Source organism: Olleya sp. R77988 (genome assembly GCF_044594215.1).
In the GTDB taxonomy this organism is placed as follows: domain Bacteria; phylum Bacteroidota; class Bacteroidia; order Flavobacteriales; family Flavobacteriaceae; genus Olleya.
Genome location: NZ_CP138988.1, coordinates 3003087 through 3016695 on the forward strand (window position 1 = coordinate 3003087; position 13609 = coordinate 3016695).

General features: G+C 29.3%; 13 protein-coding genes, 1 pseudogene and 1 riboswitch. Of the genes and pseudogenes, 11 read left to right on the forward strand and 3 right to left on the reverse strand.

What is annotated here, in order from left to right:
• Nucleotides 1-30: 30 nt before the first annotated feature.
• Nucleotides 31-1956 (reverse strand): TonB-dependent receptor plug domain-containing protein, encoded by a 1926-nt coding sequence (locus SJY17_RS13600; protein WP_397363111.1) that lies wholly within the window; start codon nucleotides 1954-1956, stop codon nucleotides 31-33.
• A 66-nt stretch (nucleotides 1957-2022) separates the two neighbouring features.
• Nucleotides 2023-2216: riboswitch (cobalamin riboswitch) on the reverse strand.
• A gap of 182 nt (nucleotides 2217-2398) precedes the next feature.
• On the opposite strand from SJY17_RS13600, the gene SJY17_RS13605 reads away from it, so the two are divergent.
• The 3 genes from SJY17_RS13605 to SJY17_RS13615 all read left to right on the forward strand — a co-directional run bounded on the left by SJY17_RS13605 (nucleotide 2399) and on the right by SJY17_RS13615 (nucleotide 5616).
• Entirely contained in the window at nucleotides 2399-3556 is a 1158-nt protein-coding gene (locus tag SJY17_RS13605) for an ABC transporter substrate-binding protein (RefSeq protein WP_397363112.1), read from the forward strand.
• On the forward strand, nucleotides 3553-4584 hold the full coding sequence (locus SJY17_RS13610; RefSeq protein WP_397363113.1) for a FecCD family ABC transporter permease: 1032 nt from the start codon (nucleotides 3553-3555) through the stop codon (nucleotides 4582-4584). Before SJY17_RS13605 ends, SJY17_RS13610 begins: the two co-directional genes overlap by 4 nt.
• A 237-nt stretch (nucleotides 4585-4821) precedes the next feature.
• On the forward strand, nucleotides 4822-5616 hold the full coding sequence (locus SJY17_RS13615) for an ABC transporter ATP-binding protein (protein ID WP_397363114.1): 795 nt from the start codon (nucleotides 4822-4824) through the stop codon (nucleotides 5614-5616).
• 4 nt (nucleotides 5617-5620) lie between these two features.
• Here the strand turns inward: SJY17_RS13615 and SJY17_RS13620 are convergent, their stop codons facing one another.
• Entirely contained in the window at nucleotides 5621-6280 is a 660-nt protein-coding gene (locus SJY17_RS13620) for a hypothetical protein (protein ID WP_397363115.1), read from the reverse strand.
• 473 nt (nucleotides 6281-6753) lie between these two features.
• On the opposite strand from SJY17_RS13620, the gene SJY17_RS13625 reads away from it, so the two are divergent.
• The 8 genes and pseudogenes from SJY17_RS13625 to SJY17_RS13660 all read left to right on the forward strand — a co-directional run bounded on the left by SJY17_RS13625 (nucleotide 6754) and on the right by SJY17_RS13660 (nucleotide 12852).
• Entirely contained in the window at nucleotides 6754-8265 is a 1512-nt protein-coding gene (locus SJY17_RS13625; protein ID WP_397363116.1) for a reverse transcriptase domain-containing protein, read from the forward strand.
• Nucleotides 8266-8322: 57 nt separating this feature from the next.
• Nucleotides 8323-9642, forward strand: coding sequence for a DNA recombination protein RmuC (locus tag SJY17_RS13630; protein ID WP_397363117.1), 1320 nt, complete (start codon nucleotides 8323-8325; stop codon nucleotides 9640-9642).
• A 14-nt stretch (nucleotides 9643-9656) separates the two neighbouring features.
• Complete coding sequence (locus SJY17_RS13635; RefSeq protein WP_397363118.1) at nucleotides 9657-10022, forward strand: 6-phosphogluconate dehydrogenase; 366 nt, start codon at nucleotides 9657-9659, stop codon at nucleotides 10020-10022.
• Between the two features lie 2 nt (nucleotides 10023-10024).
• The gene (locus SJY17_RS13640; protein ID WP_397363119.1) at nucleotides 10025-10579 is read left to right on the forward strand and encodes an acyl-CoA thioesterase; all 555 of its coding nucleotides are present in this window, start codon (nucleotides 10025-10027) and stop codon (nucleotides 10577-10579) included.
• A 71-nt stretch (nucleotides 10580-10650) separates the two neighbouring features.
• Entirely contained in the window at nucleotides 10651-11028 is a 378-nt protein-coding gene (locus SJY17_RS13645; RefSeq protein WP_397363120.1) for a hypothetical protein, read from the forward strand.
• A gap of 8 nt (nucleotides 11029-11036) precedes the next feature.
• Nucleotides 11037-11882 (forward strand): annotated as a pseudogene (locus SJY17_RS13650) (DUF5777 family beta-barrel protein).
• A 9-nt stretch (nucleotides 11883-11891) separates the two neighbouring features.
• On the forward strand, nucleotides 11892-12257 hold the full coding sequence (locus tag SJY17_RS13655; RefSeq protein WP_397363121.1) for a hypothetical protein: 366 nt from the start codon (nucleotides 11892-11894) through the stop codon (nucleotides 12255-12257).
• Between the two features lie 40 nt (nucleotides 12258-12297).
• A complete protein-coding gene (locus SJY17_RS13660) occupies nucleotides 12298-12852 on the forward strand; it encodes a YceI family protein (RefSeq protein WP_397363122.1) in 555 nt (184 codons plus the stop codon).
• Nucleotides 12853-12922: 70 nt separating this feature from the next.
• On the opposite strand, the gene SJY17_RS13665 is transcribed toward SJY17_RS13660, so the two are convergent.
• Nucleotides 12923-13552: a T9SS type A sorting domain-containing protein gene (locus SJY17_RS13665; protein WP_397363123.1), complete on the reverse strand. Its 630-nt coding sequence runs from the start codon at nucleotides 13550-13552 to the stop codon at nucleotides 12923-12925.
• Nucleotides 13553-13609 lie beyond the last annotated feature (57 nt).

Sequence of the window (13609 nt, forward strand, 5' to 3'; positions counted from 1 at the left end):
TAGTTTCGTTTTTGGCTTTAAAATAAGTTTTTAAAGGCTTAAATTAAATCCAAACTTAAAGTTACGACCTAAGGTTGAAAATCTATACAGTTCTTGATAATCTTCATCTAATAGATTGTTAACACTTGCAAATAAGGTCATTTTATTATTTAATACTTTATGGCTTAATGATAAATTAACCAGACTGTAGCTATCTAAAATACGGTTAGCAGTAAAGGTGTCGTTATAAAAAGGAGATACTCTATCACTATTAAATTGGTAACTAACATTTGCTTGAGTCCCTTTACAAAATTGATATCCTAAATTTGCATTTACCTTTTGCTTTGGTACTCTAAAAATGATATTATCCTGTCTTTCTGTAAAGGTATAGTTTGCATTAAAGTTTAAACTTTCAAGAGGTTTATAGTTTAGCTCTACTTCTACTCCTTGGACTTTAAAATCTTCATTTGTATTTTGGTATTCTCCTGCATAAGTTATAAAATCTGTGGTTACATAGTCTATATAATTATCTTGATTTCTGTTAAAGTAAACTGCACTTAATTGCAAGTTTTCGTTTAAATAAAAATCTAAACCAGCTTCAATAGTTGTATCCTCTTGTGCTTCTAAATTAGAATTTCCAAAACCTGGTACAAATAATTGATATAAACTAGGCGTTACATATGCAGTACTATAAGATGCTAATAGTTTTAATGACGCGTTGTCTTTTAATTTAAAAACATATGACGGATTTATATTATACACCACATTACTTCCATATTCGCTATGGTTATTAAGTCTTAGACCTATATTAGCATTAAAACCAAAGTCGGTAATATAAGTAGCACTGACATAAGGATCTACAATTTGGTCGTTTGCTGTATCGTCTATAATAGAAGTAAATGCATCCTTATTATTCATCTCATTTTTAACCATATTAACACCAAAAACAGTAAATAATTTATCGCTAAATTTATACTTATTAAAAGCATCAACACTTAATGTTTTAGCATCAAAAGTTGCAGAAAAAGCAGATTCAAATTCACGATCTATAGTCGTTAAAGCTGCATTAACAGTAACACTACCTTTATTGTATTTATATTTAGGAGATACTGACACTCTATACTGTTCGTTTTTAGAGACATTATTTTCATCTACAAAAAAGAAACCACCATCATATTCTGTATTATACTTATCATGATTAAATAAAGTATTAATTGTAAAAGCATCAGAAAAATCATAGCCTAATTTTACTGTTGTATTAATTTTAGAAAACTTATCACTTCCATTAGCAGTTGCTCCTTCTGTTGCTTTAACTGCTGACAAACCATCTGTAGACCTATTACTAAAGTTAACTAAGTAATTAAAATGGTTTACACGACCATTAACTCCAATAGAATTTGTAAAATCTTCAATTGCAAAATTAGAATCATTTGCACTTTTATTAGTTCCTAAAAAAGAAGAAAACTGCGCATTTACAGTTCCATTTTTAGCTTTTTTAAGTGTAATATTAATCACAGCAGTACTTGCTCTATTACCATATAACGCACTAGAAGCACCTTTTAAAATCTCTATCTCTTCAATTTGATTTAAAGACAATAGTTGTAAATCAAAATTGTTTTCAATTTGTGATGCATCATTTACAGCAACACCATCAATTAAAACTAAAACCTGTCTGTTTTGACCACCTCTAACACTTGTTGACAATGGTTGTCCTGCTTGACTATTGCTACCAATAATAGTAATCCCAGATTTAGTGTTAATAATTTGAGCAAGCGTTTTATCTGCATTTTGCTGTAACTCTTTTGCAGAAATTTTAACAACTGTTTTACCAGAATTTTCACGTTTTAACTCAAATCTTGAGTCTGTAATGGTAACTTCATCTAAGATAGTTACTTCATTTTTTTTGTCTTGCTCTTGCGCAAAAACAAAACTACTAGCTACAATACATAGTGTAGTTAGAACATTTTTTTTGTTCATTTTAATACTAATTTACTCGAGAATCGTATGGACATATCATACGCAAACTTTTATCCCGAAAGTTTAACTTATTTGTTTGAATTTGGCAGGTCTCCTGACTTGCGTCTTGCTATTGGTCTTCCCATCTAAAACAGACAGTGACATGAAGTTTAATAACAAGCTTGATAGCTTACAGTTGCGGGAACAGTTCTGGATTTAAACCAGATTCCCTTTTAATCCATTCAAACTGTTTGAATGAAACCTAAATTCGACGCGAAAATACTATTTAAAATGAAGTTGGTCTTATTTTTTCTTATTCATTTTATAAATAAGATAAATAAAGCCTAACAAAAAATGAGCAATAATAACTCCAGCTACTATATATATTGTTAAATTTGAACCGTCTCTCATGACTTAAATTTTATATAAATTTACAGGAATTTATTCCGTTAAAGTGTTACTAATGTTACAAAACAAAGCTTTTTTATTACTCTTAGCTCCATTTTTATTTTTACTAAATTGTAAAGAGGATAAAGGCATAAGCGTACAATTGCCTCCTTTAGATAATATCGACAATTCTATAGCTTACGCTGAAGGTTTTAATATAAAAAATTATAAAAATTATAAGATTTTAAAGATTAATAACCCTTGGCCAAATGCTGAAAAGGCATATAAATATGTTTTAATTTCAAAAGAAAATGCTGCAAAGACTTCTTTTATGAAAGATGAATATGATGGTATTATTATAACACCAGTTAAAAAAGTAGTAGTTACATCTACAACACATATTCCTGCTCTGGAACTTTTAAATGAAGACGAATCATTAATAGGTTTTCCAGGAGCAGATTATATATCTTCTAAAAAAACAAGACAGCATATAGATAACGGAAACGTAAGAGAATTAGGAAAAAACGAAGGTATTAATACAGAAGTACTACTAGAATTAAATCCAGATGTAGTAATTGGATTTGGTGTTGATGGTACTAGCAAATCATTAAAAACTATTGAAAAATCAGGTATACCTGTAATTTATAATGGAGATTGGGTAGAAAAAACACCTTTAGCTAAAGCTGAATGGATTAAGTTTTTTGGTGTATTATATAACAAACAAAAAGAAGCCGATTCTATTTTTAAAACTATTGAAACTAATTATAAAGCAGCACAAAAACTAGCTCAAACCGTTAATAAACGTCCAACAGTAATTAGTGGAGCTATGCATAAAGATGTCTGGTATTTACCAAACGGAACAAGTACAGAAGCTCAATTTTTAAAAGATGCCAATGTTAATTATTTGTATGCAGATACAAAAGGTAAAGGTAGTTTATCCTTAAGTTTTGAGTCTGTTTTTGAAAAAGCTAAAACAGCAGACTTGTGGTTAAGCCCATCATATTACACGACAAAAGAGGCTTTAAAAAAAGCTAATCAACACTACACACAATTTGATGCTTTTAAAAATAATAAAATCTTTACCTTTTCTAATACAACAGGAAAAACAGGAGGTGTTTTGTATTATGAGTTAGGTTTAGCAAGACCTGATTTAGTATTAAAAGACATCATTAAAATTTGTCATCCAGAATTATTAAAAGACTACCAACCATTCTTTTTTAAAACTTTAATGTGATTAAAAACAAATCCTATACCATTTCCTTTTTAGTATTAGCTGTATTGCTAGTGGTATTGTTTATTGTAAATATTAGTTTAGGATCTGTGTCAATAACTTTTGATACCATTTTTGGTAGCTTTTTTTCAACTACTGATAGTTTGTCTAATCACGAATATATCATCCAAAATTATCGCTTACCAAAAGCTATTACAGCTGTTTTAGTAGGTTCAGGTTTAGGTATTTCTGGTTTATTAATGCAAACCTTGTTTAGAAACCCTTTAGCTGGTCCTTTTGTTTTAGGGATTACTTCTGGAGCAAGTCTTGGTGTGGCTTTAGTTATTTTAGGAAGCAGCGTTTTTGGAGGGTTTTTAGCAACTTTTTTAATATCTAAATGGAGCTTAGTCATTGCTGCAAGTTTAGGTAGTTTTTTAGTCTTATTACTAGTCCTAATTGTGTCGTCAAAAGTTAGAGACACTATGGCAATTTTAATAATTGGATTAATGTTTGGTAGTATTACTGCTGCAATAGTAAGTGTACTCTCCTACTTTAGTAGCGCAGAGCAATTACAACAATACATTTTTTGGGGATTTGGTAGTTTAGGAGATTTGGATTGGACAGAAGTCCAAATTTTTACAATTATTTATGTTATTGGAATCCTATTTAGCATCCTGTCAATAAAAGGTTTAAACACCCTTTTGTTAGGCCAGAATTATGCCAAAAGTTTAGGGTTAAACATAAAACAAAGTCGATTATTAATTATTATAGCAACTAGTCTTTTAGCAGGTACTATTACAGCTTTTGCAGGACCAATTGCCTTTATAGGTTTAGCTATACCACATTTAGCACGTCAGGTATTTAATACCTCAAACCATAAAATATTATTACCAGCTGTCTTTTTATTTGGTGCTATAATTATGCTAATTTGCGACAGCATCGCACAATTACCAAATACAGATTATATGCTACCAATAAATGCAATTACCTCTTTATTTGGTGCTCCAATTGTGGTTTGGTTATTAGTTAGACAACGTAAAATGGTTTTTTAAAAAAGAAAAGATAATAAACATTAAATTGAAAATAAAATATTAAATAAACTTGGAATTCCGACACAGTCGGAAGCGTCAAAATTCAGAAATAACGAGAGAAGGAATGTAGATGCAAAGCACAGCTTTAAACACAAAATTCCGAAAGCGAGTGATGCTTTAGCAATTTCCTGATTTTGACATGATTTTTTGGTTCGTTTTGTATCAAGACAAAATGAACAAATAAAAAAGCTAAAATTATTGACTAACAAAAGCCAAAATATAATCCTAAAAACCGAAAACCTATCAATAGGTTATCAGTCTAAAAAAGCACAAACTATTGTTGCTTCTAATATTAATCTTGCTTTAAAAAAAGGAGAGTTAATTGGCTTAGTAGGTGGAAATGGCATTGGTAAATCTACACTACTTAAAACACTAACTAAAGTTCAAAACCCATTACAAGGTCAAGTGTTTTTAAATAAAAAAGACTTAAAAAATTACACAAATCTAGAATTAGCAAAAACACAAAGTTTAGTATTAACAGAGCCTATTGCATCTAAAAACTTAACCGTTTTTGAGCTTGTAGCTTTAGGAAGACAGCCTTACACCAATTGGGTTGGTAACTTATCAGAAGATGATTTATCAATTATAAACAAGGCTATACTACAAACTAATATTGAAGATTTAAAACATAAAAAATGTTTTCAGCTTAGTGATGGACAACTTCAAAAAGTAATGATAGCACGTGCTTTAGCACAAGATACCGATTTGATTATTCTGGATGAGCCAACCACACACTTAGACATGTATCATAAAGCATACATCTTAAAATTGCTTCAAAAACTAACTAAAGAGACTGGTAAAACTATCTTATTTTCGTCTCACGAAATAGATTTAGCTATCCAACTTTGCGATAGTATGATTGTGATGTCTAAGGATGGAATTGTAAACAATTCTCCTTGCAAATTAATAAAACAAGGTGCTTTTAATAATTTGTTTCCTAAAGATATGATTGTTTTTGATGAGACGACTGGGAGCTTTAGGGTTACGAAATAAAATATTAAATTTCTAAGCCCTCAACAAAAAATTCTTTTGGTAAATAGTGTTCACTAAATTTTTGCTGAAAATGATTGAACCACATTATCTTATATGATTGATTAGAAGCTATACGTTTAGGTTTACCATCTTGAAAAAACATATCTTTTTTGTCTTCGTTTTTTATTCCTGATAGAATAAAATCTGGCGTTTGAAAAGAAGTATTGACTTTCTCATAACCAGAATCATAAGATTTTCTGTGTTCTAATTTTTTCGTCTTAAATTGTACTTTTTTACCAAACAAATATTCTGTAACAAGCTTATATTTAGAAACTTCTGGTATAAGTTGTTTCTCTAGGTCAATCTTTTTCTTATCCTCATCTGGATTTCTATAATAATTTAACTTCAAATATGATTCTAATAAAGAATGATAAACCTCTTTTTCAATAAATACACTCTTGTTTGCGTCAAAATAAACACAAATATATTTTATTAAATCAGCTACTTGTGCATTTTCAATTTCAGAACTAAATACTTTTTTTTTATCTTCCTTTTCAAAAACAACTTCCTTTACCAGCATTAGTGGTGGTACTTGAGCTGAAAATTCTTTTATTTTTTTTGGAGGAGAACTTAATAATGGATGTGATTTTATTGTAACAATATCACCTACTTTAAATACAGTCATAAAAGTTTATTTATTTTTATTAAAGGTAAGAAAAATAGTATATTTACTTGAAAGTAAGGAAGTTCTTTAGTTAAAAGGAATAAAACATTTGTTGAACTACTGTATTGATTTTTAATCAATCACTTAATCCGACCTTTTTGTAAGAAAAGGGATAATAAATATGGTGATTAAGAAAATTGTATTTCTGTTAACTTTGTTACACTTAATATAAGAAATTATTTTCGGAAGTAACGTTACTACCTCAATAATTCTTATAAAGTCCATTAGATGCACCAACATCTGGTTTACATCTAAGGTCTCTAAGACTAAGTTGATTATTAATTTAATGAGTGCTATCATATAGTTATTTATTATTTGACGTAAAATTGCAACGTGAGTCGAGAACTCGGCTAATGGTTCAATCCTTAATTAAGGTGTAAGTTCTATTCTGTTATAATTACGTGCGAGAACTTCTTTTACTTTTATTTTTAAATATGAAAGCACAAAAAGATTGGTTCAAAGACAGAGGTTATCCACATTTTACTAATAAGACACCTAAGTCTATTAGAAAAAATATTGAGCGCTATATAAGCAATCCAAAAAAAGTAGCCCATCACTCCTTTTCTCCTTTAATTTTTAAAGAAATTAAACAAAGGCGTTATAAATCATCTGATTTTAATGGTCTAAAAAAAAGGTCTCACAAAAAAATCAAAAATGGTAAGGCTGTTTCAAATACTAAAATTAGAGAAATACTATATGCTACACACTTAGACGCTCATATCTATTCTTATTATACACAACAAATCATAACACCTAAATACGAAAGTTACATAAAGCAAAACTCTTTGTTATCCGATTCTATAACTGCTTACAGACAAATTGAAACTGATGATAAATTGAAGTTTAAAAACAATGTGCATTTTGCAAAAGATGTATTTGATGAAATTAAACGAAGAGAAAATTGCGTCGCGCTTGTTTTGGATATAGAAAATTTCTTTCCAAGTTTAAATCACAGAAGGTTAAAACTAGCTTGGGCAAAAACATTAGGTAACAAATCACTACCAAAAGATCACTTTAATCTCTTTAAAGCTATAACTAGATTTTCTTATGTGAAATTAAAAGATTTAAAAACTAAGAATAATCATTTTGATGAAAAGGAATTAGCTAAACTAAAAAAAGAAGGTAAACACAAGTTTTTTAATAGTATTAAAGACTTAATAGATTCTGACATAATAATTCATAAAAACCAAAAACATGATGAGGATAAGAAACTAATGGGAATACCTCAAGGCTTACCTATTAGTGCTTTATTAGCCAATATTTACATGCTTGCTTTTGACAAATCTGTTATAAAAGAATTGGCTTTAAAACACAATGTGTTTTATAGACGATATTCCGATGATATAGTAATAATTTGCGATAAAAATCAAATTCAATTTGTTAGTGATTTTGTTAAAACCGAAATGACAAAAAACAAATTAACAGTTTCGTTAGAAAAAACAGAAAAAACACTCTTTAAGATAAACAAAGGTCGTTTACAATCTTACAAAATTAAAAACGATGGTAATTTAAAAGAAAACTTACCTTTAAACTATTTAGGCTTTGAATTTTATGGCTATCAAACATTGATTAAATCTAAAAACTTGGCTAAGTTTTATAGAGAAATGAAAGAAACTATAAAGCGTAAACACAAAAGAGTTGAAACAATTAAAGAAAAACACCTTTTGGATGAAGCTCCTATTTTTAAAAGAAAAATATATAGGCTATTTAGCTATAAGGGAGAAAAGTCAAGAATGCTTCCTGCAAAAAAAACAAACTACGTTAATGGGAAAGCAAGAACAGAATATTTTGACAGAAAATTTAGAGGCAACTATCTAAGATATGCTTACAGAGCTTCTGACGATTTAGAAGCTCCAGAAATTAAAAGACAACTTCGTAGACATTGGAAAATACTACAAAAAACAATGAAAAAGTATGATTTTTCAAATGTTAAGAAAGACTCTTAACTAATAAATTATAAACATATATAATTTATTACTTTTACATTATTATAATTACTCATTATGAACGACAACATCATATTAATAATCTCCATTCTAATTGCTGCAATAATTGGTGCTTATTTAGGCATGCTATTTACTAAGTTGAAAAATAAAGGTGAGCAAAGTACTTTAGAAGAGCGTCAAAACCAAATGAGCTTATCAATAGACTCTTTAAAAAGAAATTTAGCTAAAACAGAAACTGACCGAGAAGACATTAGACGCGAAAAGGAATTTTTAAACGCTGAATTAGCAAGAAAAAACACCGAGTTTGAAAACCTGCAGCAATTAAACCTTAAACGTGATGAAGAGTTAGAGTTACGTCAAGAGCAACTTAGAAAAGACTTCGAGATTTTAGCAACTAAAATTTTAGATGAAAAATCAGAAAAATTCACCCTTCAGAATAAAGAAAACATCAAAAATATATTAAATCCACTTCAAGAAAAAATTCAAATTTTCGAGAAAAAAGTGGACGATACCCAAAAGGAAAGCATCAGTATGCATAGTGCTTTAAAAGAGCAACTGTTAGGTTTAAAAGATTTAAACCAACAAATGACAAAAGAAGCAACCAACCTGACTAGAGCCTTAAAAGGCGATAGTAAAATGCAAGGAAATTGGGGAGAATTAGTATTAGAGCGTGTCCTAGAAAAATCTGGTTTAGAAAAAGATCGCGAGTATTTTGTACAACAAAATTTTACACGAGAAGATGGTACAAGAGTATTACCAGATATAGTATTACACTTACCAGACAATAAAAAAATGGTTATAGACAGTAAAGTGTCTTTAACAGATTACGAGCGTTATGTAAATGCAGAAGATGATGATCGTGACACCTATTTAAAAGCACATATAAATTCTATAAGAAAACACGTCGACCAACTATCAGATAAAAAATACGAAGATTTATATGATATAGAAAGCCCAGATTTTGTGTTGCTTTTTATACCAATAGAACCTGCTTTTGCTGTAGCTATAAACGCAGATAACTCTATTTACAACAAAGCTTTTGAAAAAAACATAGTTATAGTAACACCTTCTACCCTTTTAGCAACCTTAAGAACGGTTGACAGTATGTGGAATAATGAAAAGCAACAACAAAACGCTATAGAAATTGCACGTCAAGCTGGAGCATTATACGATAAATTTGAAGGTTTAGTAACAGATTTAACAGGTGTCGGAAAAAAAATTGATGCAGCAAAATCCGACTACTCTTCTGCTATGAATAAATTAGTAGAAGGACGAGGGAATTTAATTACAAGTGTCGAGAAAATTAAAAAATTAGGAGCTAAAGCAAAAAAATCGTTACCAGAAGCCATTATAAAACGTGCGGAATCTGAAGATTAAAATATAATAAAACCATGATAAAATTTCTAGTAAAATCTTTAATTACAATACTGCTTATAGTTGCTGCATACTTTTGCTTTATCTATTTTGTAACCTATAGTGAAGGTGTTAGAGCTGGAGAATTAGTAAAGTTTAGTAATAAAGGTGTTATTTTTAAAACTTGGGAAGGAGAGATAAGTCAAGGTGTATCAGAAGCTCAGATTTTTAAATTTTCTGTAGAAGATGGAGAAGGTCAAGTTATTAAAGACTTAAACAGACTACAAGGACGATTTGTAAAATTAACTTACTTTGAGCGTTATGCAACATTTTTCTGGTTAGGAGACACAAAATATTTTATCACAAAAGTGGAAGAAGATAAAGAACGAAAATCTAATTATTAATTATGATAGCTTTTAAAAAAGTAGATGATTCACGCGTAAGTATATCTCAACTTATGCAACCTTCACATTCTAACTTTGGTGGAAAAATTCATGGTGGATACATTTTAAATTTAATGGACCAAATCGCGTTTGCTTGTGCTTCTAAACACTCTAAAACCTATTGCGTAACTGCAAGTGTAGATACTGTAGATTTTTTAAGTCCTATTGAAATAGGAGAGCTTGTTACCATGAAAGCATCTGTAAATTTTGTAGGTAACACATCAATGGTAGTTGGTATACGTGTAGAAGCAGAAAACATACAAACAGGAGATATCAAACATTGCAACTCTTCTTACTTTACTATGGTTGCTAAAGATGAAAATGGTAATTCTATAAAAGTTCCAGGCTTAATTTTAAATGACAAAAATGAAGTTAAACGCTTTTTAAAAGCGTTGAAACGTATGGAAACAAAAAAACAACGACAGCTCGAGTTTGACAGCGAAGATTTTTCTCATATAGACTACTTACCTATTTTACAAGACTATAAAGTAAAGATAGATTTACCGGATAATTATTGATTTTTGCTACTTGTCTTGAAGTAAATTCCAAAAAAAATCGTAATTTAGTTTCCAAGGAAATTAAATTTGCTATGAAAAAGAAATTTTTACTTCTCCTTAGTATATTAGTTATAGGCCCTATACTAGTCTATAAATATATTAATCAAGGTCACAGAATTATTAGTGAAGAAACTGCTTCATATACTATTAATGCTAAAAAACTTCTTGAAGATTTTATAAAAGATGTGTCTTCAACGCAAGAAAAATATCTTAACAAAACCATAGAAGTTTCAGGAACTATTACTGCAAAAGATGCACATTCAGTCACACTTGATAACATTATATTTTGTAGCCTTTCCAATCCAACTAAAGTCGCTTTAAATACACCAATAACTATTAAAGGTCGTTGTATAGGGTTTGACGATTTATTAGAAGAAGTTAAACTAGACCAATGCACCATAAAAAACTAAAACTAACCATGAAAACCCTAATAACACTTATTTTTTGTATACCATTTATAGGTTTGTCTCAAGATGATCTTTTAAACGAAATTGATACAGAAACAGAAAACAGTTATGCAACAGCTGCTTTTAAAGGTTTAAAAATTGTAAATTTTGAATCTACAAAATTAGTTGCAAAACAAGAATTTACATTTGTTGTTGCACATAGATTTGGAAGTCTTGAAAATGGATTAGACACTTTTTTTGGATTGGATGACGCAGTCACAAGATTAAATTTTATTTATGGATTAAGTGATGCTATTAATATTAGTCTTTCAAGAAGTAGTTTTCAAAAAATATACGAAAGCGCTATAAAATATAGGCTAACTTAGCAAAAAAAAGGAACTACTCCTTTTACTATAGTTGGCTACAATTCAATATTAATTAATACTGCTTTGGATAAAGCAAACTATCCAAAACTAGAGTTTAAAGATAGATTAGGATTTACAACCCAGTTATTAATTTCAAGAAAAATAAACTCAAAACTATCATTAGAATTGGCTCCAACTTACTTTCATGATAATTTTGTATTAGATAATAATCAAGATAATTCGCAATTTGCTTTAGGAATGGGAACGCGCTATAAATTAGGTAAACGTTGGAGTTTAAACGCAGATTATGGTTGGCATTTAAATCGTTCAAGCACTTCTCCATTTAAAAATCCATTATCTATTGGATTAGATTTAGAAACTGGTGGACATGTGTTTCAGATGCATTTTACCAATGCTCAAGCCATGAATACTAATGGTTTTTTAGGACAAGCTACTGGAGATTGGTCAAATGGAGACATCTATTTTGGATTTAATTTAAGTAGAAATTTTTAAAAAAATATCATGAAAAAATCAATATACATTTTAAGTTTTTTAGCAATAACATTATTTAGCTGTTCAAATAATAGTGAAGATGATTTAATTGACCCAATTGTCATAGATGAAGGTGAAAAAGTAACTTACATTACAGACATTAAACCAATTTTTGAAAACAATTGTATTTTTTGCCATAATGATCCACCAGTAAATGGTGCTCCAATTAGTTTAACGACTTTTCAAGAAGTATCTAGTCAAGCAAATTCAATTATTAATAGAATTTCTTTACAAGCTGGAGAACCTGGAATAATGCCTTTTGGAGGTCCACGTTTACCACAAACATCAATAGATCTTGTACAACAATGGATTGACGATGGTCTTTTGGAACAATAATGGCAAGCTAATTGTTAAGTAACTAATAAACACAGTACTTATGAAAAAAATAACTATAATAGCTTTAACGTTTTTTATAAGCGTTTTTACGTTTGCGCAAGATAAATATTTAACAAAAACTGGACGTGTAACTTTTGAAGCTTCCGTACCTTCTTTTGAAGAAGTAAAAGCTAAAAACGAATCTACTACTGTAATTTTAAATTCAGAAAATGGCGAATTTGCTGCTCTTGTTTTTGTTAAAGCATTTAGATTTAAAAATGCTTTAATGGAAGAGCATTTTAATGAAAATTATGCCGAATCCGACACTTATCCAAAAGCTAATTTTAAAGGAAAAATTAACGACTTTAACTTTGAAGCTTTAAATGAAAACAAACAAGAAATGTTATATTCTGGCACAATAGAGTTTCATGGAAAAACTAAAACTTTAGACAACTTAGCAATTACTGCTTTTAAAGATGAAGATGGTAACGTTGTGCTTTCTGGAATATTTAAAGTAAGTGTTGATGATTTTGATATTGAAATCCCAAAAATAGTAAGTAGTAAACTATCAAAAACAGTAAATATTTTATTTGATTTTATTCTTAAAAAAAAATAAATTATAATTCCACTAATAAAAAAAGCCTTCACAATTTGTGAAGGCTTTTATATTTTTAGAAAGGTATTTATTAAATCTTCACAAATCGCTTTGTAATAGAATTACCGTCCTTTACAGAAGATATTTTCATTAAATATACTCCATTACTCCATTCAGAAATTGAAAGACTAGTCGTTAACTGACTAATAGTCTTAGATAAAATTCTTTTACCTAGAACATTATACACTTCAATAGTCACACCACCTTCAATTTGAGAAGGCATATCAATATTTAAAGTTGTAGATGCTGGATTAGGATAAATATTTACAGTTGTTAATGTATCTTCAAACGTAGTAACACTTAAAGATCCTTCTGGCACAACAGTAATCACTCCAAACATACTTGTTGGGTGTGGATCACATTGGTAAATATTTGTTCCTAAACTTGTAAAAGTGTGTGAGAAAGACCCACCCATTGACATAAAAGAACTTGTGTAGCTGTCAGAAGACGTTCCACCAGTTCTGTTTACATTGTGTGTACCTGATGCATACCAATTCCAAGTTACTGTATCACCTATTTCTATAGTACGATCTGCATTATTATTTGCACCTGTCGCATTAGAGTTAGAGCCAAAGCTCCAATCAATAGTGATTGTTTCTACTTGTGCAGTCATATTAAAAGTTGCAAAAGCAAATAAAATAAATAGTAATTTTTTCATCATAAGTTTTCTTTTTTTATTAAAAATACAAAAAAATATTAATATCTGTGATAATTATTT